The sequence below is a fragment of the Streptomyces sp. NPDC048270 genome (assembly GCF_040652335.1).
Lineage (GTDB): Bacteria > Actinomycetota > Actinomycetes > Streptomycetales > Streptomycetaceae > Streptomyces.
Genome location: NZ_JBEZLV010000010.1, coordinates 37,838 through 58,459 on the forward strand (window position 1 = coordinate 37,838; position 20,622 = coordinate 58,459).

Genomic DNA, 20,622 nt, shown 5'->3' on the forward strand with positions numbered 1-20,622 from the left:
GCCGTTCGCGTTCGCCCGGGCGGGTGCGCCCGTGCGTACCGCCTACCGCGTGCCGCGCAGGCGGCGCCACGGGGTGAAGGTGAACACCGCCCCGCCGAGCAGGATGACCGTGCCGGCGACCAGGGCCAGGGCCTTGATGCCGCCCTCGTCCTCGGCGCCGGTGTCGGCGAGCCCGCCCGGGCCGCTGCTGGTGGCGCCCGTGGTGGAGGGCGAGCCGGAGCCGCCGGCCTGTGCGGTGGTGTCCAGCTCCAGCGAGACGCCGCTGCTGGTGGCCTTGCAGGGCACGTTGATCGGCGTGGAGCCCGGGGCCATCGTGACGTCGATGGTCAGCTGGTCCGGGCTCAGCGTCACCTTGCCGGTCTTGCCCGGCTTGTAGGTGCCGGTCATGTCGTTGAGGCTGACCGGGGCCTTGTCCGCGATCGGCTCCGCGTTGGCCGGGCCGGCGACCTTGACCGTTCCACTGTCCGCGCCGCCGAGTTTGACGTTCATGGAGGGCTTGAGGGCCCCCGCGGGCAGGGCCATGGGCGCGGCCATCGCGCCCTTCGCCGTCTTGACGGTCAGGTCGTAGCTGCCGCCGTTCTTCTTCGCGTTGATCGTGACCGGGGTCTTGATGCCCCCGGGGACGACCGGGCCGCAGTCGAAGGCGACCTCGACGGCCTTGCCCGGGAAGTCGGTCTGGCCGCCGCCCCCGCCGCTGGTCGAGCCTCCGTTGGTGGTGCCTCCGTTGGTGGTGCCCCCGTTGGTGGTGCCCCCGTTGGTGGTGCCGCCGGTGGTCGTGCCGCCGTTGGTGGTGCCGCCGGTGGAGCCGGCCGCCACGTCGATGGTCGCCCCGCCCTTCACCTCCCCGGTCGGCGCGCACTTGGTGACGAAGGTGCCGAAGGAGAACGTGACGGCGACCTCGTACTTGCCGGGGGTCAGGGTGATCTTGCCGGCCTTGGTGAGCTTCAGTTTGGCCTTCATGGGCGACATGACCATGGGGGCCTTCTTCGGGATCGGCGGGTTCTTCTTCTCCCCGACGACCTTCAGCTCACCCGCCCCGCCGCTGACCGCGATCCAGCCGGTGGGCTGCACGGAGTCCTTGGGGATGTCCATCAGGTCGGTGTTGTTCGATGCGGGCTTGACGGTCTCCCAGACCACCTCGACCTCGTCACCGACCTTGGCGGTGGCGGGGGCCGTGATCTTGGCGGTGGTCTCGCCCTCCACCGGGTCGCCTCCGCCGGCCGGCGGAACGCACTTGACCTTGAACGTGGCCTCGGCGGCCACCGCGGGAGAAGCCGATATGGCGATACCCGCGCCGCCGAGCAGCAGCGCGACCACGGCCGCGCTCACCCTCCGTTGGGTCTTCACGAATGTCCCTTCGTCGTCGAACGGTTCTCAGACGGTGCGGACGTCTGCGGTGCTGTCTCCGGCGCGCTGTCCGGGGTGAACCACGGCAGGACCGCCGTGGTGGTCTCGGGGGACTCCGCCGGCGGCGGCTCGGCGGCCGCGCGGGCGGGTCCTCGTAGGGCGGGGATCCTGGGCAGGCGGGCCGTCACGGCGGCCGCACCCTCCGGGACCCGGGCGCCGCGGTGGCGGCCGGCGGGCGCGGTGCGCGGCCGGACCCGGTCGACGACGGCCATGCCGAGGCGGAACACGGCGGCGGGGACGACCAGCAGGAGCAGGCCCCAGAAGAGCAGGACCCCGTACGGCCGGTCCACGCCCCAGGGCTGGGTGGCCAGCACGGTCTCGCCGTACTTGAGGGAGACGGTGTAGTCGCCGTGGGCGCCCGCGGTCAGGGCCGCGTCCAGGGCGATCTCCGCCTTGCCGCCGGGTGCGATCGTGCCCTTCCAGCGGACCTCCTCCCACAGCGGCGCGAACACCCCGTGGGCGGTGCCGAGCTGGAAGACGGGGTCCTTCACGGGGGCGGAGCCGAGATTGCCGACGGTGACCTTGAACGTGCGGCTGGGCGGGGCGCCGAACCAGGTCAGCACCCCGTCGTCGCCCTCCAGCCGGACCCCGGTGAGCATCGCGAGGCGGGCCGTGCCGGACGCGGCGGGCAGGTCGGCCACCGGATGGTCGGTGATCTTCAGCCCGGCGGCCACGGTGGACTGGTCCCCGTTGACGGAGGCCACGTTGACGACGCAGGGGCAGGGCTTGGGCGGCGCCACCACCGGCAGCTGCGCGGCGAAGCGGCCGTCGTCGGCGACGGACACGGCCACGCCGTCGGCGTTGGCGCAGCTGTTGGTGCCGCCGATCATGTTCTGCCCGCAGACCAGCAGCATCACCAGGGTCTTGGCCCGCCAGCCGGTGCCGGTGACGGTGATCTCGGTGCCCTTGGCGGCCTCCTGGAGGGAGAGCGCCACGGCGGCCTTGCCCTCGTCGGCCGCGGCCGGGGGCGCCGGGAACAGGGCCAGCGCGCACACGGCCAGCCCGGCGGCGAGCAGCGCTGCGAGTCTTCTCACCGGGAGGCTCCCGTCAGTTCGTGTTCGGGTGCGGGGACAGGTCCGGCCGCGGGCGGCGCGTCGTGCGAGGGGTCCGGGCCGGGCCGGCGGCCGCGTACGAGGTACAGCGCGGCCGCGGTGGTCCCGCCGAGGGCGAGCAGGCCGGCTCCCGTCCAGCCGGCGAGGTGCCAGGGCACGAGCCAGCGCGATCCGGAGGCCGTGGCGCGGGCGCCGCCGGGCGCGGTGACGGTGAGGGTGACGTCCACCCGGTCCAGGACCGGGGCTCCGGGCCACGGTTCGGTCAGCTCCACCCGCTGGCCGGGGAGCAGCTCGACGGGCAGGGCGCGGCCGGTGCGGCCGGGCACCTCGCCGAAGAGGCCCTCCGCCGCGAGGCCCAGTTCGGGCGCGAGGGCCACGTTGCCGCGGTTGACCAGGGTGTAGGAGACGACGGCGGCCGAGCCCCTGCCCCGTACGGCGACGTCCTCGACCGTGAGGGCGGCCAGGGTGGGGCCGCTGACCCGCAGGTGGACCCGTACGCCGACCTCGTGGCCGGCCTCGGTGGCGACGACGGCGGCGGGGTGGTCGCCGGGCGGGGAGGCGGGCGGCACGGTGAGCGTGAAGGGGACCACCGCGCGGGTGCGGGGCGGGATCTTCACGGTGGTTCCGGCCCCGAAGCTGATCCAGGACCCGGCGCCGGTCCCGGGGCCCTGCGAGCGGCCGCCGGCCGCGGGCTGGGCCGGGCGCACCGCGAAGGCGCCGTCGGGGGTGTTGTAGGCGTCGGCCCCGCGCAGGGTGATGGTGCGCTCCCGGTCGGTGGTGTTGGCCAGGGCCAGGCGGTCCTCGAGGACGGTGCCGGGGGGTCCGGCGAGGTAGAAGAAGGGGCGGTCGCCGCCCGGCCGGGCGGCGGCGGCCGTTCCGGCGAGGGGCTCGGCCGTCCAGCCGGGCTCTTCGGCCGCCGCGGGCGTCGCGGCGGCCGCGTACAGCGCGGCGGCCGCGAGGAGCGGCACCCCGAGCCGTCGGAGCGTGTGGAGCACGGGCATGGCCGGGGGTGCTCCGTTCAGGACCGGGCCCGCTGGCCGCGCCGGGTCAGCCAGAGCACTCCGGCCGCGCCGGAGAGCAGCACGGTGCCGCCGAGGGTGCCGAGGGCGAGGGCGGAGTCGGTGGGGCCGGTCTGCGGGAGGGTGCCGTCCCCGTCCTCGTCCCCGGCCGGGGCCCCGCCGCCGGCGGCGGTGACGTCCAGTTCCAGGGACGGGCCCGGGCTGTTGCCCGGGGTGCAGGTGGTCGTGGTGCCCATGGCCTTGATGGTGAGCACGCCGGCGGTGAAGGTGACCTTGCCGCTCTTCTTCGGGGTGTAGGTGCCCGAGAGATCGGTGATCTTGATGGGGGTGTTGGCGGGCGCGGCCTCGGGGTTGGGCGGACCGGAGACCGGGACGGACGCCTTGTCCGCTCCGCCGACGACGATGACCGCGCTGGGGTTCATCGCGCCCTTGCCCAGCTCGATGGGGCTGGACGAGACGCCCTTCTGGAAGGACATCGTCAGCTTGTAGCCGTCGCCCTCCTTGACGGCCTTGATGTCGATGGGCGACACCGCCGACTTGTCGCCGATCGGGGTCTTGCAGTCGTAGGCCACGTCGACGACAGCGGCCTGGGCCGCGGGGGCGGTGAGCAGGACCGCCGATCCGGCCAGCGCGGAGGCCAGCGCGAGCGCGGTGGAGCGTTTCCGGTTGGACACCTTCGTCTTCCCCTCGGACCTCGGTACCACAAGTTACTGACGACACATCAGATTGGTGGCTCAAGGTACGCCCGGGGCCCTGCGGAGGGAAGACAAAGGGCAGGCCGGAATTGACCGTTCGTCAGTGCACGCGGACACCCCGCTGCCACACGCCGGAAACGAGCGGGACACCCGGGCGGTAGGCGAGGTGGACGTGGCTGGGCGCGTCGAGCAGGGCCAGATCGGCGCGGGCTCCGGGGGTGACGGCGCCGATGTCGGTGCGGCGCAGGGCCCGAGCGCCGCCGGCGGTGGCCGACCAGAGCGCCTCGTCGGGGGTCATCCGCATGTCGCGCACGGCGAGCGCGATGCAGAAGGGCATGGAACTGGTGTAGGAGGAGCCGGGGTTGCAGTCCGTGGACAGGGCGACGGTGGCGCCGGCGTCGATCAGGCGGCGGGCGTCGGGCCACTGGGCGCGGGTGGAGAACTCGGCGCCGGGCAGCAGGGTGGCGACCGTGGTGCCGGCGGCCTGGGCGAGGGCGTCGACGTCGGCGTCGGTCAGATGGGTGCAGTGGTCGGCGGAGGCCGCCCCGAGCTCGACGGCGAGCTGGACACCGGGCCCGTACGAGAGCTGGTTGGCGTGGACGCGCGGGATCAGCCCGGCGGCCGCGCCGGCGGTGAGGATGGCACGGGCCTGGTCACCGTCGAAGGCGCCCTTCTCGCAGAAGACGTCCACCCAGCGGGCGTACGGGGCGCAGGCCGCCAGCATCTCGCCGGTGACGAGGTCGACGTAGGCGGCCGGGTCCTCGGCGTAGTCGGGGGACACGATGTGCGCCCCGAGGTAGGTGACCTCCTCGGTGTGCGCGGCGGCGATGCGCAGGGCGCGGGCCTCGTCGGCGGTGGTCAGTCCGTAGCCCGACTTGGTCTCGAAGGTGGTGGTGCCCTGGCGGCGGGCCTCGTCGAGGTGGCGCACCAGGTTCGCCTCGAGCTCGGCGTCGGAGGCGGCGCGGGTGGCGGCGACGGTGGTGCGGATGCCCCCGGCGGAGTAGCTGCGGCCGGACATCCGGGCGTTGAACTCGGCGGTGCGGTCGCCGGCGAACACCAGGTGGGAGTGGGAGTCGACGAAGCCGGGGATGACGGCGCGGCCGGTGGCGTCGTACGCCTCGTCCGCCGCCGGGGCCTGCGCCGTCGGGCCGACCCAGGCGATCGTGTCGCCCTCGATGACGACGGCCGCGTCTTGGAGGAGGCCGAGGGGGCCTTCGCCGAGGGCGGGGTCGTTGGTGACGAGGCTGCCGATGTTCGTGATGGCGGTGGTGGTCATGGTTCCTCGTGGTGGTCGAAGGGTTTGTTCCCCCACCCCGCCCCTTCCCGAAACCGGGCTCCGCCCGGACCCCTCGGGGCTCCGCCCCCGGGCCCCCGGCGCCTCAAACGCCGGCGAGGCTGGATGTCCAGCCCCTCCGGCGTTTGAGGAGCGGGGTCCGGGGCGGAGCCCCGGTTCGGGAAGGGGCGGGGTGGGGGAAGGGCCCGCCGCGGGCGCAGCGGTCAGGCGCGGAGGGTCGCGATGGCGGAGGCAAGGGCGGACGGGACGTCCGGGACGAGGGTGTGGTGGCCGTCGCGGACGATGTGCCGGCCGCCCACCACCGTGTGCCGGACGTCCGCGGCCGAGGCGGCGAAGACGGCCGTCTCGGCGCCGAGGCGCGGCAGGGGTCCGGCCGTCCGGACGGAGTCCAGCGCGATCGTGGTGAAGTCCGCGAGCGCGCCCGCCTCCAGGCGGCCCGCGTCACCCAGGCCCAGCGCCGCGTGCCCGTCGGCGGTGGCGGCCGTGAGCAGCGCGTTGGCCGTCCAGTGCCCGCGGGTCCGGCTGCGCAGGCGCTCGTTCAGCTCCATCGCCCGCGCCTCCTCCAGGAGGTCGATGACCGCGTGGCTGTCGCTGCCGAGGGACAGCGGGCTGCCCGCCTGCTGGAGGCGGGTCGCCGGGCCGATGCCGTCGGCGAGGTCCCGCTCCGTGGTGGGGCACATGCACGTGCCGGTGGCGGTGCCGCCGAGGAGGGCGATGTCCGCGTCGGTCAGGTGCGTGTTGTGGACGCCGGTGGTGCGCGGGCCGAGCACTCCGTGGTCGGCGAGGAGCTGCGTCGGGGTCCGGCCGTGCGCGGCCTGGCAGGCGTCGTTCTCGGCGGTCTGCTCCGAGAGGTGGACGTGCAGCGGGACCCGGCGCTCCTGCGCCCAGGCGGCGACGGTCGCCAGCTGCGCGGCCGGGACGGCGCGCACCGAGTGGACCGCCGCGCCGATCAGGGCGTGGCCGCGGGGCTTCAGCGCGCTCGCGCGCTCCGCCCACGCGTCGGCGGTGCCGTCGCAGAAGCGCAGCTGGTGCGGGTCGGGGGCCTCGCCGAAGCCCGCCGAGAGGTAGGCGGTGTCGAGGAGGGTGATCCGGATGCCGGCCGCGGCGGCGGCCTCGATCAGGGCCTCGCCCATCGCGTTCGGGTCGGCGTAGGGGGCGCCGCCCGGGGCGTGGTGGACGTAGTGGAACTCGCCGACGTTCGTGATGCCGGCCAGCGCCATCTCCGCGTACACGGCCCGGGCGAGCTCGAAGTAGCTGTCGGGGGTGAGGTTCTGGGCGACCTTGTACATGAGGTCGCGCCAGGTCCAGAAGGTGCCGGAGCCCACCTGCACCGTGCCGCGCAGGGCCCGGTGGAAGGCGTGGGAGTGCGCGTTGGCCAGGCCCGGGAGGGTCAGGCCGCGCAGGATCTCCGCACCGGGCGGCGGGGCGTCGGCGCCGGTGCGCAGGCCCGCGATGCGGCCGTCGGCCGACACGTCCAGGGCGACGCCCGGCTCGACGTGGGTGCCGAGCCAGGCGTGTTCCAGCCAGTACGTCTTCTCCGCGGTCACCACGTGCCCCTTCAGCTGCATGCGAGACCTTCCAGTACGTCGGCCAGGGCGAGGACTCCGGCCACGCAGTCGTCCTCCGCGGCGAACTCCTTCGGGGAGTGGGAGACGCCGGTGGGGTTCCGTACGAACAGCATCGCGGTCGGGACCGCCGCGGAGAGGATTCCGGCGTCGTGTCCCGCCCCGGTGCCGAGGACGGGGACGGCCCCGCCCAGGATCCGGTTCATCTCCTCGCGCAGGGCGTGCTCGAACTCGACGACCGGGGTGAAGGACTCCCGGACGATCCCGAGGTCGATGCCGTCCTGGTCGGCGCGCTCCCGGGCGGCCTTCTCGATGGCGGTGACGACCGTGTCGAGGGTGGCCTGGTCGGCGGCGCGCGAGTCGAGCCAGCCGCGCACGAGGGAGGGGATCGCGTTGACCCCGTTGGGCTCGACGGCGATCTTCCCGAAGGTGGCGACGGCCCCGGCGAGGGCCGCCTCCGTACGGGCGGCCAGCACGGTCGCCGCGTATGTGAGCATCGGGTCGCGGCGGTCCACCAGGCGGGTGGTGCCCGCGTGGTTGGCCTCGCCGCGGAAGTCGAACCGCCAGCGGCCGTGCGGCCAGATCGCGGAGGCGATCCCGACGCGGTCCCCGGACAGGTCCAGGGCCCGGCCCTGCTCCACGTGCAGCTCGACGAACGCGCCGATGCGGGCGAGCCGTTCGGGGTCGGCGCCGATGCCCTCCGGGTCGTACCCGGCGGCCTCCATGGCCTGCGGGAGGGAGATCCCCTCGGCGTCCCGGAGCTCGTACGCCTTCTCCCGGGTCAGCTGCCCGGCGGCGAGCCGGGAGCCGACGCAGGCGAGGCCGAAGCGGGCCCCTTCCTCGTCGCCGAAGTTGGTGATGGCAAGTGGCCTGGCGAACTCCGCGCCCCTCCTGCGGAGTTCGTCCAGGGCCGCGAAGGAGGACACCACCCCGAGGGGGCCGTCGAAGGCCCCGCCGTCGGGGACGGAGTCCAGGTGCGAGCCGGTGACCACGGCGTCGCCCGCGAGGGGGTCGCCGAGCCAGGCCCACTGGTTGCCGTTGCGGTCGGTCTCGTACGCCAGCCCGCGCGCCTCGGCCTGCTCCTGGAACCAGGTCCGGCAGTCGGCGTCGGCGCCGGTCCAGGCGTGGCGGCGGTAGCCGCCGGTGTCGGCATTCCTGCCGATGGGCGCGAGCTCGGCCCACATGGTGTGGAACGAGGGGGCCTCGCTCACGCGGTGTCACCCTCGCGCATCGGGACGCGGACGCCGCGCTCGTCGGCGACCGACTCGGCGATGTCGTAGCCGGCGTCGACGTGCCGGATGACGCCCATGCCCGGGTCGTTGGTCAGGACGCGGCGGATCTTCTCGCCCGCGAGCGGGGTGCCGTCGGCCACCGTGACCTGGCCCGCGTGGATCGAGCGGCCCATGCCGACGCCGCCGCCGTGGTGCAGGGAGACCCAGGAGGCGCCGGAGGCGACGTTGACCATGGCGTTGAGCAGCGGCCAGTCGGCGATGGCGTCGGAGCCGTCGAGCATGGCCTCGGTCTCGCGGTACGGGGAGGCCACCGAGCCGCAGTCCAGGTGGTCGCGGCCGATGACCAGCGGGGCGGCGAGTTCGCCGCTCGCGACCATGTCGTTGAAGCGCTCGCCGGCCTTGTCGCGCTCGCCGTAGCCGAGCCAGCAGATGCGCGCGGGCAGGCCCTGGAAGTGGACGCGCTCGCCCGCCATCTTGATCCAGCGGTGCAGGGACTCGTTCTCCGGGAAGAGGTCGAGCATCGCCTTGTCGGTCTTGTGGATGTCGGAGGCCTCGCCGGACAGGGCGGCCCAGCGGAAGGGGCCCTTGCCCTCGCAGAAGAGGGGGCGGATGTAGGCGGGGACGAAGCCGGGGAAGGCGAAGGCGCGGTCGTAGCCGGCCAGCTGGGCCTCGCCGCGGATGGAGTTGCCGTAGTCGAAGACCTCGGCGCCCGCGTCCATGAAGCCGACCATGGCCTCGACGTGGCGGGCCATCGACTCGCGGGCCCGGGTGGTGAAGCCGGCCGGGTCCTTGGCCGCGGCGGAGGCCATGTCCTCGAAGGCGACGCCGACGGGGAGGTAGGCGAGCGGGTCGTGGGCGCTCGTCTGGTCGGTGACGATGTCGATCGGCGCGCCCTCGGCCAGCATCTGCGGGAGCAGCTCGGCGGCGTTGCCGAGCAGGCCGATCGACAGCGGGCGGCGGGCGTCGCGCGCCTCGACGGCCAGCTGGAGGGCGTGGGCGAGGCTGTCGGCCTTCACGTCCAGGTAGCGGTGCTCGATGCGGCGCTCGATCGCGCGCGGGTCCACGTCGATGCAGATCGCGACGCCGTCGTTCATCGTCACGGCGAGCGGCTGGGCGCCGCCCATGCCGCCGAGGCCGGCCGTGAGGGTGATGGTGCCGGCGAGGGTCCCGCCGAACTTCTTGGCCGCGACGGCCGCGAAGGTCTCGTAGGTGCCCTGGAGGATGCCCTGCGTGCCGATGTAGATCCACGATCCGGCGGTCATCTGCCCGTACATGGTCAGGCCGAGCTGCTCCAGGCGGCGGAACTCCTCCCAGTTGGCCCAGTCGCCGACCAGGTTGGAGTTGGCGAGCAGCACGCGCGGCGCCCACTCGTGGGTCTGCATCACGCCGACCGGGCGGCCGGACTGGACGAGCATCGTCTCGTCCTGCTTGAGGGTCTGGAGGGTGCGGACCATCGCGTCGTACGAGCGCCAGTCGCGGGCGGCCTTGCCGGTGCCGCCGTAGACGACCAGCTTGTCAGGGTGCTCGGCGACCTCGGGGTCGAGGTTGTTCTGGAGCATCCGCAGCGCGGCCTCCTGCTGCCATCCCAGGGTGCTGAGCTCGGTGCCTCGCGCGGCACGTACGGGGCGGGGTCCTGACATGGCGGTGCCTCCTCCGATGTTGGTCAATCCATTCACATCCTGGCCTCATGAATAGATTCAGTCAACAGCTGCGGACCGCTCCTTCGGATGATGGGATGGCGGACATGGCTGCCGACATGGACACGGGAGGCGCCGCCGCGCGCCGCGATCTGGCCGTACGGGCCGCCGTCGAGCAGGGGCTGCTGGAGGCGGAGCCCCTGGTCTGCCTGCTGGACACGGCCGGGATCCGGGCCTCGGCCGCGGCCCTGACCGCCACCTTCGCCGCCGAGCTGGCCCCCGGCACCCCCGTCCTGCACGCCTTCGCGGTCAAGGCCGCCCCGCTCGTCCCGGTGCTGCGGCTGCTGGCCGACGCCGGGCTCGGCTGCGAGGTGGCCGGCCCCGGCGAGCTGGCGCTGGCCCGGGCGGCCGGGGTGGGGTCGGACCGGACCGTCCTGGACTCCCCCGCCAAGACGGCGGCCGAACTGCGCGAGGCGCTGGCCCTGGGCATCGCGGTCAACGCCGACAACCGGCAGGAGCTGGGGCGGCTCGACGCTCTCGTCGCCGCGGCGCCCACCGCGTCCCCGATCGGCGTACGGATCAACCCGCAGACCGGGGCGGGCACCATCGACGCCCTGTCCACGGCCACCGCGACCTCGAAGTTCGGTATCGCGCTGCGCGACCCGGGAGCCCGCGCCTGGCTGGTACGGGCCTACCTGGACCGGCCCTGGCTGACCCGGCTGCACATCCACTCCGGCTCCCAGGGCGTCCCGCTGGAGCTGATCGCCGAAGGGGTACGGGAACTGCACGCCCTGGCCGAGGAGATCAACGCGGCGGCCGGGCGCCGCCAGGTCGACACCCTCGACATCGGCGGCGGCCTGCCGGTGAACTTCGCCTCGGACGAGCACACACCGGCCTACGCGGACTACGTCCGCGCCCTGCGCGGGGCGGTGCCGGCCCTCTTCGACGGCTCGTACGGCCTGGTCACCGAGTTCGGCCGGTCGCTGCTGGCCAAGCACGGGCTGGTGGTGGCCCGCGTCGAGTACACCAAGACCACCGGGTCCCGGCCCATCGCCCTCACCCACGCCGGGGTCCAGCTGGCGACCCGCACGGTCTACGCCCCGGCGGCGTGGCCGCTGCGGATCCTGCCGTACGACGCGAAGGGGGCCGCCAAGCGCGGCGAGCCGGTGGCCCAGGACATCGCGGGCCCGGCCTGCTTCGCGGGGGACCTGCTCGCCACCGCCCGGGAGCTGCCGCTGCTGGCGCCGGGCGACCTGATCGGCGTACCGGACACGGGCGCGTACTTCTTCACCGCCCACTACGGCTACAACAGCCTGCCGCGCCCGGCGGTGCACGGCTTCACGGTGTCCCCGTCGACCGAGGTCCGCTTCAGCCTGGCCAGGCCGGCCCAGTCCCTCGCGGAGATCGTGACCGAGGCGGGCGGCGCCCTCCGGGACGCCCTGCTGTAGCGACCCGCGCCTCAGACGCCTTTCGGGCCCGGCTCAGCCAACATCCAGCCTGCCGGCGTTTGAGGCGGGGGGGTGCGGGGGCGGAGCCCCCGGCAGCGGCGCCGCGGGCTTACTCCACGAACAGCCCGCGGGCGGCGGCCCTGGCGTCGAAGGCCTCCAGCCGGGCCTGCGCGTCCGGCAGGGCGTCCGCCATCGCCTCCAGCAGCACCCGCCCCAGCAGCATCGGCGCGCACGCCGTGTCGAAGGCCAGCCCGGTCCCGACGGGTGCCGGGATCAGCAGGTCCGAGTGGCGGGCCACCGGGGCGAAGGCCGAGTCCGCGACCGTCACCACGGTCAGCCCGGCCCGCCGGGAGCGCTCCAGCACGTCCACGACCTCCCGGGGATGCCGGGGCAGCGCGAAGCAGAGCAGCGCCGAGGCCCCTGCGGAGACGGCCGCGTCGATCCGGTCGTCCAGCATCGAACCGCCCTCGTCGAGGAGCCGCACGTCCGGATGCACCTTGGCCGCGAAGTACGCGAAGCCGCGCGCCTGCGAGGACGCGGCCCGCAGCCCCAGCACCGGCAGCGGGGTGGAGGCGGCCAGCAGCCGCCCCGCCTCCTGGACCGGCGCGGGGTCGGCCAGCATCGCCGCGAGCTGCCGCAGGTTCTCGATCTCACCCTGCACCGCCTGCTGGTACTCGTTGTACGCGTCCTCGTGCGTGACGTCCGGCCGCCGCTCGGCAGGGGCCACCTCGCGCAGGTGGCGGCGCAGGGCGGGATAGCCGTCGAAGCCCAGCGCCACCGCGAAGCGGGTCACCGAGGGCTGGCTCACCCCGGCCAGCTCGGCGAGCTCCACGCTCGACAGGAAGGGCACCTCCGCGGCGCCGCGCACCATGCAGTGCGCGATACGCCGCTGGGTCGGCGTCAGCCGGTGCCCCTCGAACAGCTTCTGCAGCCGCGCGGCCGGGCTGTCGCTCATGCCCGTCCCCTCCGTCCCGGTGGGTTATTCAGTCACGGAGCACTCTGCATGTGGTTATGCAGCTCGGCAAGCCGCGCCCGCGATGCGGATACGGGGGCTAGCCCCAGTGCGGGGCCCCCGCGGCGGTTCCTACGGTGGGCGCATGGACGCCCACGCCCGAGAGCTGAAGAAGGAACTCGACGCCACGCTGGACGCCCGGCGGGAGCTGGGTCCGGAGTACGAGGCCGCGCTGGTGGACTCGTTCGTCGAGAAGGTCGACACGCAGGTGCGGCGCCGGCTGGCCGAGCAACGCCTGTCCGCGGCCCGCGGGGGCGGCGGGGGCCGCCGGCCGGATCCGGCGGAGGGGAACTTCGGCGAACGCTTCGGCTTCGTGATCGTCACGCTGGTGCTGGCGATCCCGCTGTCGGCGATCGCCGCCGCGCAGGCGCATCTTGCGGGCCTGCTGGTCGCCTGGGGCGGCATCGTCGGCGTGAACTTCATCCACGCCACGCGCCTCCGGCGGGGGCCGGCGGAGTAGGCACGGGCGCGGCACCGCTGCGGGTGCGCTGCCCCCGAACCCCCGCGCCTCAAACGCCGGCGGGGCTGGGATCGGCCCCTGGCAGCCCCGAGAGCTGGGGCAGGCTCGGCAACCGGGGCGGGTGCGGCGCCGTTGCGGGGGCGCTGCCCCCGGACCCCCGCGCCTCAAACGCCGGCGGGGCTGAACTTGGCCCCGGCGGGGCTGGGAATGCCCCTGGCAGCCCCGAGAGCCGGGGCAGGCTCGGCAACCGGGCGGGTGCGGCAGCGTTGCGGGGGCGCTGCCCCCGGGCCCCCGCGCCTCAAACGCCGGCGGGGCTGAACTTGGCCCCGGCGGGGCTGGGAATGCCCCGGCGGGGCCTGGGAGGAGTTGGCGCGGGGACCGCCGCACCCCGGGTTACCGGGGGCGGGACGACGGCGGTCCCCGCGACGGACACGGGCCGGGTCAGGGCCGTCCGCGTCCGAGGCGTCCACGCGGTCCGGGAGCCGCTCCGGAGGTGCGCAACGCCGTTCGGTGGTGCGGCCGGAGCGTTCCCGCTCCTGCCGACGACCACCACTGTGCCGGAGCCGTGTTAAGCCGGTGCTGCCGCAACATGTCGGGCCCGTACCGTTTGTGCGACCCGCGACCCGCGACCCGCGGCCGCCGAGGGGCGCGGGGGCGCCGAGCCCCCGCGACCCCCGCCGAGCGAGCCGCAGGCTACTTCGCGGCCTTGGCCAGGAACGCCAGCAGGTCCTGGCGGCTGACGACACCGGTCGGCTTGCCCTCGACCAGCACGATCGCCGCGTCCGCCTCGCCGAGCACCGCCATCAGCTCGGACACCGGCTCGCCGGAGCCCACCTGCGGCAGCGGGGCGCTCATGTGCTTCTCCAGCGGGTCGTTCAGCGAGGCCCGCTGCGCGAACAGCGCCGCAAGCAGCTCCTTCTCGACCACGGAGCCGATGACCTCGGCGGCCATCACGTCCGGGTGGCCCGCGCCCGGCTTGACGATCGGCATCTGCGAGACGCCGTACTCGCGCAGGACCTCGATCGCCTCGCCGACCGTCTCCTCGGGGTGCATGTGGACGAGGGAGGGGATGCCGCCCTCCTTGTCGCTGAGCACGTCGCCGATGCGTGCAGCGGGCCCGGCCTCCTCGAGGAAGCCGTGTCCGGCCATCCACTCGTCGCTGAAGATCTTGCTCAGGTAGCCGCGGCCGCTGTCCGGGAGGAGGACGACGACCACGTCGTCCGGGCCGAGGCCCTCGGCCGCCTTCAGCGCGGCGACGACCGCCATGCCGCAGGAGCCGCCGACGAGGAGCCCCTCCTCCTTGGCGAGGCGGCGGGTCATCTGGAAGGAGTCCTTGTCGGACACCGCGATGATCTCGTCCGTCACGTTCGGGTCGTAGGCGGTCGGCCAGAAGTCCTCGCCGACGCCCTCGACCAGGTACGGACGGCCGGAACCGCCGGAGTACACCGAGCCCTCGGGGTCGGCGCCGATGACCTTGACCTTCCCGCCGCTGACCTCCTTCAGGTAGTTGCCCGTACCGGAGATCGTGCCGCCCGTGCCGACGCCCGCGACGAAGTGGGTGATCTTCCCGTCCGTCTGGTCCCACAGCTCGGGACCGGTGGTCTCGTAGTGCGAACGGGGGTTGTTCGGGTTGCTGTACTGGTCGGGCTTCCAGGCGCCGGGCTCGCGCGCGAGGCGGTCGGACACGTTGTAGTACGAGTCCGGGTGCTCGGGGTCCACGGCGGTCGGGCAGACCACGACCTCGGCCCCGTACGCGCGCATCACGTTGATCTTGTCCATCGACACCTTGTCGGGGCAGACGAAGATGCACTTGTAGCCCTTTTGCTGGGCCACGATGGCGAGTCCTACACCCGTGTTGCCGCTGGTCGGCTCAACGATGGTGCCACCGGGCTTGAGCGCTCCGCTCTGCTCGGCGGCCTCGATCATCCGTACGGCGATCCGGTCCTTCACCGAGCCGCCGGGATTGAAGTACTCGACCTTCGCAAGGACGGTGGCCTGGAGGCCTTCGGTCACACGGTTGAGCTTCACCAGCGGGGTGTTGCCGACGAGGCTGATCATCGAGTCGTGGAATTGCACCATGTTCTCCAAGGAGGGGACTCCACGGGTTCTCCGGGAGGCATGGCCAGAGTATGCGGAAAGGGATTGGCCGACCGTCCGTACGGGGCAGGAAGGTCATCAGGAGCAGGCAGGGAAACGAGGTGGCCTGAAGGGTGTCCAGGGCGAGAACGGCCCGCCGGATCGCGGCGGGGGCAGCGTACGGCGGGGGCGGACTCGGGCTGGTCGGGGTCGCCGCGGTGGGACTGGTACTGGCGGAGATGCAGTTCGCCAAGCGCACGGTGGGGACCGGGCTGCCCGATCCGCCGCGCGCGGACGGGCTGTACGGGAGCGAGTTCGGCGGGCCCGAGCAGAGCCCCGGACCGCTGCGCCTGGGCATGCTCGGCGACTCCACGGCCGCGGGGCTCGGCGTACGGCGGGCCCGCCAGACCCCTGCGGCCCTGCTGGCCTCGGGTCTGGCCGCGGTGGCGGAGCGGCCCGTGGAGCTGCGCAACGTGGCCGTCTCGGGCGCCATGTCCGACGACCTGGACCGGCAGGTGGGCCTGCTGCTCGACGGGCCCGCGGGCGAGGGCGCCCCGGCGCCGGACGTGTGCGTGATCATGATCGGCGCGAACGACGTGACGCGGCGGATGCCGCCGACCCAGTCGGTGCGCTGCCTGACCTCGGCCGTGCGCCGGCTGCGGCTCGCGGGGGCCGAGGTCGTCGTGGGCACCTGCCCGGACCTGGGCACGATCGAGCCGGTCTACCAGCCGCTGCGCTGGGTGGCCCGGCGGGTCTCGCGCCAGCTGGCCGCCGCCCAGACCATAGGAGTGGTCGCGCTGGGCGCCCGTACGGTCTCCATGGGAGATCTGCTGGGCCCCGAGTTCGCCGCGAACCCCCGCGAGATGTTCGGCCCGGACTCCTACCACCCCTCGGCCGAGGGGTACGCGACCGCCGCCATGGCCGTGCTGCCGACGCTGTGCGCGGCGCTCGGGGTGTGGCCGGAGTCCGACCGGCTGGACGTGTCCCGGGACGAGGACATGCTCCTGGTGGCCAAGGCGGCCTCGGCCGCGGCCGGCCAGGCCGGCACGGAGGTCACGCCGGCCCGCGGCCCCTGGGCACTGCTCAAGCACCGGCGCCAGCGGCGGGTCCCCGGCGAGGACCTCTCGGAGTCGGCCGCGGCCTCGCCCACGGGAGTGTCCGGCCCGTCCTGAGCGCCGGGCCTCCGGCCGGGAACGGCTGGGTGGGGCGGGGGCCGGGGGCCGGGCGGTTTGGTCGGGTCCGGGCCGGTCGGTTCGGGTCCGGGCCGGGCGGTCCGGGCCGGTCGAGTCGGGTCCGGTCGGGTCCGGTCCGGTCGGGTCCGGGCCGGTCGGGTCGGGGAGTGCGGGTTTCGGTGCGCGGGCTCCCGGGCAGGGCCAGGGCAGCGGCGGACGCGGCCGTTGGCCTGCGGGGGTCCGCGGGGAGCGCCGGCACCCGCGGGAGCGACCGGTATCACACGCCCCGCCCGGTGAATTCCACCGTACGGGGCGGTAACTTCGCATCCGGTCCCGCAACGACGCACCCCCTTGGAGCCCCGATGCCCGAAGCCGTCATCGTTTCCACCGCCCGCTCTCCCATCGGGCGCGCCTTCAAGGGGTCCCTCAAGGACATCCGGCCGGACGACCTGACCGCGACGATCATCCAGGCCGCCCTCGCCAAGGTCCCCGAGCTGGACCCGCGCGACATCGACGACCTGATGCTCGGCTGCGGCCTCCCCGGCGGGGAGCAGGGCCACAACCTGGGCCGCATCGTGGCCGTGCAGATGGGCATGGACCACCTGCCGGGCTGCACGATCACCCGCTACTGCTCCTCCTCGCTGCAGACCTCGCGGATGGCCCTGCACGCCATCAAGGCGGGCGAGGGCGACGTCTTCATCTCCGCGGGCGTCGAGATGGTGTCCCGGTCCGTGAAGGGCTCCTCCGACGGCCTGCCGGACACCCACAACCCGCTCTTCGCGGACGCGGAGGCCCGCACGGCCGCCGTCGCGCAGAGCGAGGGCGCGTCCTGGCACGACCCGCGCGAGGACGGCCTGATCCCCGACGCGTACATCGCGATGGGACAGACCGCCGAGAACCTGGCCCGCCTGAAGGGCGTGACCCGCCAGGACATGGACGAGTTCGGCGTCCGCTCGCAGAACCTGGCCGAGGCCGCGATCAAGAACGGCTTCTGGGAGCGGGAGATCACGCCGGTCACCACCCCGGACGGCACGGTCGTCTCCACCGACGACGGCCCGCGCGCCGGCGTGAGCCTGGAGGGCGTCTCGGGCCTCAAGCCCGTCTTCCGCCCCGACGGCCTGATCACCGCCGGCAACTGCTGCCCGCTCAACGACGGCGCCGCGGCGCTGGTCATCATGAGCGACACCAAGGCGCGCGAGCTGGGCCTGACCCCGCTGGCCCGGATCGTCTCCACCGGTGTCACCGGCCTCTCCCCCGAGATCATGGGCCTGGGCCCGGTCGAGGCGTCGAAGCAGGCCCTGAAGCGGGCCGGCCTGACGGTCGGCGACATCGACCTGTTCGAGATCAACGAGGCCTTCGCGGCGCAGGTCATCCCGTCCTACCGGGACCTGGAGATCCCGCTGGACAAGCTGAACGTCAACGGCGGAGCCATCGCCGTCGGTCACCCGTTCGGGATGACCGGTGCCCGCATCACCGGCACGCTGATCAACAGCCTGCAGTTCCACGACAAGCAGTTCGGCCTCGAGACCATGTGCGTGGGCGGCGGCCAGGGCATGGCCATGGTCATCGAGCGGCTGAGCTGAGCCGGAGCGGAGGGTAGGGGTCGCCCGAGGTACGAGGGCGGCACCTGCCCGCAGCGGTGGCGAAGCTCAGCGCGACCGAAGAAACGAGCGCCTGAGCTCGTCGCTCTCCAGACGCCGCAAGGGATCCTTCTTGATCCCTTGCGGCGTACTGACGCCCGGATCCAACCCCGTCGCGGCCGAGCTGTGACCGAATCTCCCCCAGGATGTGACCTATCTCCTGGGGGATCGGCATTTACGCAGGTCAGACCATATGCGGCCAAGAGCTTCGGGACGAAAGGCCTGTCCAATTCATGACGTAATGCACTGCATGCCATTCCCAGGTCAGGTCAAGCTGATGTAGGAAGTCGGGGGATCGAATCAATCAGGAGTTAGTCAGTGAGCGCCATGTCTCTTGCCCTGCTGCTGACCACGGCCGCTGCCACGGCCGTGGGCGCTGCTGCGCTGCACGCCGTCCACGGTCTGCGTCAGCAGGTCACGGCCCTGCGCAGTGAGCTGGCCGTGCCGGTCCACCCGCGCGGTGCGACCGTGCCGCACGCCCGCAGCGCCGTGCAGTCCCCCGCCGCCGAGATACGAGCCGCCGTGGCCGAGGCCCTCGCCGAGGAGCGCGAGCGCGAGCTGGCCGAGGCGCGGGCCTTCTGGGCCGCCCAGGAGGCCCGTGACGCCGCCGACGCCTCCCCGCGCCTCGCCGGGGACGCCCCCGGCGCCCTGCTGGGCGGTCTGCCCGGCCTGGGCGAGGACAGCCCGGTCTTCCTGCCCCGGCAGGCCGACCTGGTCGGTCTGGAGCCGCTGCTGGGCGAGGACGCGGCCGAGGACTACCCGGAGGATTCGGCCGAGCTGGCCGCCGCCCGCCGGCGCCACCCCTCGCACCCCGACTTCGTACCGGTCCAGGCGCACCACGGCGCGGACCACGAGCGCACCGTCAGCCGCCTCGAGGAGCTCGCCGAGGCCCGTACGGCCCTCGCGGACGTCCGCCCCGGCCCGCTGGGCACCCTGGACGTGTACGTCTTCACGGACGGCACCACGCTCTGTATGACCCCGGGGCACCGGGAGACCGCGGAGCGGCTCGCCGAGGCCCTGCGCTCGGGCACCGCCCCGGTGCTGCTGGGCGGCTCGGGCATCTCCGGCGCCTACGCGCTCACCTTCTCCTGCGGGGACGCCGAGGACCCGGACAGCAACGTCTACATCCTCGCGGACCGCGTCATCGCATCGCTCTGACTTCCGCCTGCTCCACCCGTCGCACGGCCTCGTCCAGCACCTCGGACGGGGCCTTCGCGCTGTCGGGGTCCGGTACGGAGCGCAGCGCCTCGGCGAGGTCCCGCCCGGCCACCGCCACCTGGTCCCCGACGACGAAGATCCCCGCGTCCGGCATCTCCCGCGGCGGGAGGCCCTCGAGGTCCCGCGCCCGCGCGGCGAGCTCCCGGGCCAGCTCCAGCGCCGCGGCCGCGGCTCCCTGCTGGAGGCGGCTCTGCGGGGCGGCCCGCAGCCGGTCGGCGAAGCGTTCCACGACGGCGGTCAGGGGCGAAGTATCAAGCACCCGGCCGACCTTACGCGCCGTCCCGGCACCATTGCCAACGGGCGAACTCTCCGGCACGGTGGCGTGAAGAGAACAGCACGGCAACCCTTCCGGAGGCGCCCATGTCCGTAGAGTTCTCCGAGCAGACGCACCGCAACATGATCGACAGAATCCCCCAGGCCACCGGTCGTGAGCTCGCCGACTGGCTCCGTACCGTCGACGAAGGCCCCTCCCTCGTCCGGTTCGAGGAGAAGGTCAGCTGGCTGCGCGGCGCGCACGAGCTGTCCTACGGCCAGGCCAAGGCGATCATCCACGAGTACGACCTGCGCAGAGCCGCACGCCGCTTCGGCTGAGCCCCCGCGATCCCTGTCCCCCCGAACGCGGGAAGGCCCCGCGAGCAGCTGCTCGCGGGGCCTTCCCCCTGCTGTGGACGGCAGCTCGGGCGGCTGCCGGTCCTGCTAGTCGTCGCCCGAGAGGATCTGGAAGATGCGGAGCATCTCGAGGTAGATCCACACCAGGGTCAGCGTCAGACCGAAGGCGGCCAGCCAGGCCTCCTCACGGGGGGCGCCGTACGCCAGCCCGTCCTCGACCTGCTTGAAGTCGAGGGCCAGGAAGCACGCGCCGAGGATGACGCCGATGGCACCGAACAGGAGGCCGAGGCCGCCGCTGCGGAAGCCGAGGCCGTCACCGCCGCCGAAGATGGCGAACAGCGAGTTCGCGACCATGAGCAGGATGAAGCCCATGGCGGCGGCCATCACGAAGCCGGTGAAGCGCCGGTTGACCCGGATCCAGCCCATCTTGTAGGCGAGGAGCACGGCGGCGAAGACGCACATCGTGCCCATCACGGCCTGGATGACGACACCCGGGCTCAGGTAGGTGCTGGTGGCCGCGCTGATGACGCCGAGGAAGACGCCCTCGAGCGCCGCGTATCCCAGGATCAGGGCCGGGACGGGCTTGCGCTTGAAGGACTGCACCATGGCCAGGACGAACGCGACGAGGGCCGCACCGATGCCGATGGCGTACGACTTGCCCAGGTTGGCCGGGTCGACCGGCAGCAGGATCCAGGACAGGGCCGCCGTCAGGACGAGCACACCGAGCGTCATGCCCGTGCGGCTCACCACGTCGTCCATGGTCATCGCATTGGCGCGCACCGGTGCCTGCGGCATGCCCGTGGCCGGGTCGGTCGCATACGGGTTCGTCGCATACGGGTTGGTCGCGGTCCCGGCCTGCTGGTGCTGCGCGTCAAACCCCGCGTAGCCACCGTTGTCGCGGCTGAACCCCCGTCGCGAGAAGACCGGGTTACTGCTCCTCATCTCACTCCTCCGTGGCCACCGAGCGCGGCCTTGCATCAAGAGTAATGCGCTCGCAAAGAAAGCACCCTACTGCTGGAGGAGGATCTTAGGAGAAGGCATGGCGAAGCGCAGGGGATAAAAGGACCGGCCCTCGCGACCTACGGA

The 20,622-nt window shown here is 73.6% G+C and carries 18 protein-coding genes; 6 read left to right on the forward strand and 12 right to left on the reverse strand.

Annotated elements, in window-relative coordinates; all coding sequences use genetic code 11:
• Positions 1 to 42: 42 nt before the first annotated feature.
• The 8 genes from AB0D66_RS11800 to hutU all read right to left on the reverse strand — a co-directional run bounded on the left by AB0D66_RS11800 (position 43) and on the right by hutU (position 9,904).
• Entirely contained in the window at positions 43 to 1,347 is a 1,305-nt protein-coding gene (locus AB0D66_RS11800) for a hypothetical protein (protein WP_362300435.1), read from the reverse strand.
• Positions 1,344 to 2,441: a hypothetical protein gene (locus tag AB0D66_RS11805; RefSeq protein WP_362300438.1), complete on the reverse strand. Its 1,098-nt coding sequence runs from the start codon at positions 2,439 to 2,441 to the stop codon at positions 1,344 to 1,346. The genes AB0D66_RS11800 and AB0D66_RS11805 overlap by 4 nt, the downstream gene beginning before the upstream one ends.
• Complete coding sequence (locus AB0D66_RS11810) at positions 2,438 to 3,460, reverse strand: hypothetical protein (RefSeq protein ID WP_362300440.1); 1,023 nt, start codon at positions 3,458 to 3,460, stop codon at positions 2,438 to 2,440. The genes AB0D66_RS11805 and AB0D66_RS11810 overlap by 4 nt, the downstream gene beginning before the upstream one ends.
• A gap of 17 nt (positions 3,461 to 3,477) precedes the next feature.
• Positions 3,478 to 4,152 carry an LPXTG cell wall anchor domain-containing protein gene (locus tag AB0D66_RS11815; RefSeq protein WP_362300443.1) on the reverse strand — a complete coding sequence of 225 codons (675 nt, stop codon included), beginning with the start codon at positions 4,150 to 4,152 and terminating at the stop codon, positions 3,478 to 3,480.
• A gap of 121 nt (positions 4,153 to 4,273) precedes the next feature.
• Positions 4,274 to 5,449: an imidazolonepropionase gene (hutI, locus tag AB0D66_RS11820; RefSeq protein ID WP_362300444.1), complete on the reverse strand. Its 1,176-nt coding sequence runs from the start codon at positions 5,447 to 5,449 to the stop codon at positions 4,274 to 4,276.
• Positions 5,450 to 5,670: 221 nt separating this feature from the next.
• The gene (locus AB0D66_RS11825) at positions 5,671 to 7,035 is read right to left on the reverse strand and encodes a formimidoylglutamate deiminase (protein WP_362300447.1); all 1,365 of its coding nucleotides are present in this window, start codon (positions 7,033 to 7,035) and stop codon (positions 5,671 to 5,673) included.
• A complete protein-coding gene (locus AB0D66_RS11830; RefSeq protein WP_362300792.1) occupies positions 7,026 to 8,216 on the reverse strand; it encodes an allantoate amidohydrolase in 1,191 nt (396 codons plus the stop codon). The genes AB0D66_RS11825 and AB0D66_RS11830 overlap by 10 nt, the downstream gene beginning before the upstream one ends.
• A 23-nt stretch (positions 8,217 to 8,239) precedes the next feature.
• A complete protein-coding gene (gene hutU, locus AB0D66_RS11835; RefSeq protein WP_362300450.1) occupies positions 8,240 to 9,904 on the reverse strand; it encodes a urocanate hydratase in 1,665 nt (554 codons plus the stop codon).
• Positions 9,905 to 10,008: 104 nt separating this feature from the next.
• Between hutU and AB0D66_RS11840 the strand changes: the two genes are divergently transcribed.
• On the forward strand, positions 10,009 to 11,349 hold the full coding sequence (locus AB0D66_RS11840) for a diaminopimelate decarboxylase (RefSeq protein ID WP_362300453.1): 1,341 nt from the start codon (positions 10,009 to 10,011) through the stop codon (positions 11,347 to 11,349).
• Between the two features lie 109 nt (positions 11,350 to 11,458).
• On the opposite strand, the gene AB0D66_RS11845 is transcribed toward AB0D66_RS11840, so the two are convergent.
• Positions 11,459 to 12,304: a MurR/RpiR family transcriptional regulator gene (locus AB0D66_RS11845; protein WP_362300456.1), complete on the reverse strand. Its 846-nt coding sequence runs from the start codon at positions 12,302 to 12,304 to the stop codon at positions 11,459 to 11,461.
• 142 nt (positions 12,305 to 12,446) lie between these two features.
• Between AB0D66_RS11845 and AB0D66_RS11850 the strand changes: the two genes are divergently transcribed.
• Positions 12,447 to 12,821, forward strand: coding sequence for a hypothetical protein (locus AB0D66_RS11850; protein WP_362300459.1), 375 nt, complete (start codon positions 12,447 to 12,449; stop codon positions 12,819 to 12,821).
• Positions 12,822 to 13,514: 693 nt separating this feature from the next.
• Here AB0D66_RS11850 and AB0D66_RS11855 read toward each other — a convergent pair.
• Positions 13,515 to 14,897 (reverse strand): cystathionine beta-synthase, encoded by a 1,383-nt coding sequence (locus AB0D66_RS11855; RefSeq protein ID WP_362300795.1) that lies wholly within the window; start codon positions 14,895 to 14,897, stop codon positions 13,515 to 13,517.
• Positions 14,898 to 15,031: 134 nt separating this feature from the next.
• On the opposite strand from AB0D66_RS11855, the gene AB0D66_RS11860 reads away from it, so the two are divergent.
• From AB0D66_RS11860 to AB0D66_RS11870, 3 genes are all read left to right on the forward strand, one after another.
• A complete protein-coding gene (locus AB0D66_RS11860) occupies positions 15,032 to 16,069 on the forward strand; it encodes an SGNH/GDSL hydrolase family protein (protein WP_362300462.1) in 1,038 nt (345 codons plus the stop codon).
• 362 nt (positions 16,070 to 16,431) lie between these two features.
• Positions 16,432 to 17,652 (forward strand): acetyl-CoA C-acetyltransferase, encoded by a 1,221-nt coding sequence (locus AB0D66_RS11865; RefSeq protein WP_362300465.1) that lies wholly within the window; start codon positions 16,432 to 16,434, stop codon positions 17,650 to 17,652.
• Positions 17,653 to 18,036: 384 nt separating this feature from the next.
• Positions 18,037 to 18,867 (forward strand): hypothetical protein, encoded by an 831-nt coding sequence (locus AB0D66_RS11870; protein ID WP_362300797.1) that lies wholly within the window; start codon positions 18,037 to 18,039, stop codon positions 18,865 to 18,867.
• On the opposite strand, the gene AB0D66_RS11875 is transcribed toward AB0D66_RS11870, so the two are convergent.
• A complete protein-coding gene (locus AB0D66_RS11875) occupies positions 18,851 to 19,186 on the reverse strand; it encodes a hypothetical protein (protein ID WP_362300468.1) in 336 nt (111 codons plus the stop codon). The genes AB0D66_RS11870 and AB0D66_RS11875 overlap by 17 nt on opposite strands.
• Before the next feature lie 101 nt (positions 19,187 to 19,287).
• On the opposite strand from AB0D66_RS11875, the gene AB0D66_RS11880 reads away from it, so the two are divergent.
• Positions 19,288 to 19,518 (forward strand): DUF4287 domain-containing protein, encoded by a 231-nt coding sequence (locus tag AB0D66_RS11880; RefSeq protein WP_362300471.1) that lies wholly within the window; start codon positions 19,288 to 19,290, stop codon positions 19,516 to 19,518.
• Positions 19,519 to 19,623: 105 nt separating this feature from the next.
• Here AB0D66_RS11880 and AB0D66_RS11885 read toward each other — a convergent pair whose 3' ends face one another.
• Positions 19,624 to 20,478 carry a Bax inhibitor-1/YccA family protein gene (locus tag AB0D66_RS11885; RefSeq protein ID WP_362300473.1) on the reverse strand — a complete coding sequence of 285 codons (855 nt, stop codon included), beginning with the start codon at positions 20,476 to 20,478 and terminating at the stop codon, positions 19,624 to 19,626.
• Positions 20,479 to 20,622 lie beyond the last annotated feature (144 nt).

Coding starts and splice junctions, on each gene's coding strand:
- hutI (WP_362300444.1), bottom strand. CDS start 5,449: ATGACCACCACCGCCATCACGAACATCGGCAGCCTCGTCACCAACGAC.
- AB0D66_RS11870 (WP_362300797.1), top strand. CDS start 18,037: ATGTCTCTTGCCCTGCTGCTGACCACGGCCGCTGCCACGGCCGTGGGC.
- AB0D66_RS11810 (WP_362300440.1), bottom strand. CDS start 3,460: ATGCCCGTGCTCCACACGCTCCGACGGCTCGGGGTGCCGCTCCTCGCG.
- AB0D66_RS11880 (WP_362300471.1), top strand. CDS start 19,288: ATGTCCGTAGAGTTCTCCGAGCAGACGCACCGCAACATGATCGACAGA.
- AB0D66_RS11885 (WP_362300473.1), bottom strand. CDS start 20,478: ATGAGGAGCAGTAACCCGGTCTTCTCGCGACGGGGGTTCAGCCGCGAC.
- AB0D66_RS11845 (WP_362300456.1), bottom strand. CDS start 12,304: ATGAGCGACAGCCCGGCCGCGCGGCTGCAGAAGCTGTTCGAGGGGCAC.
- AB0D66_RS11830 (WP_362300792.1), bottom strand. CDS start 8,216: ATGTGGGCCGAGCTCGCGCCCATCGGCAGGAATGCCGACACCGGCGGC.
- AB0D66_RS11865 (WP_362300465.1), top strand. CDS start 16,432: ATGCCCGAAGCCGTCATCGTTTCCACCGCCCGCTCTCCCATCGGGCGC.
- AB0D66_RS11840 (WP_362300453.1), top strand. CDS start 10,009: ATGGCTGCCGACATGGACACGGGAGGCGCCGCCGCGCGCCGCGATCTG.
- hutU (WP_362300450.1), bottom strand. CDS start 9,904: ATGTCAGGACCCCGCCCCGTACGTGCCGCGCGAGGCACCGAGCTCAGC.
- AB0D66_RS11850 (WP_362300459.1), top strand. CDS start 12,447: ATGGACGCCCACGCCCGAGAGCTGAAGAAGGAACTCGACGCCACGCTG.
- AB0D66_RS11825 (WP_362300447.1), bottom strand. CDS start 7,035: ATGCAGCTGAAGGGGCACGTGGTGACCGCGGAGAAGACGTACTGGCTG.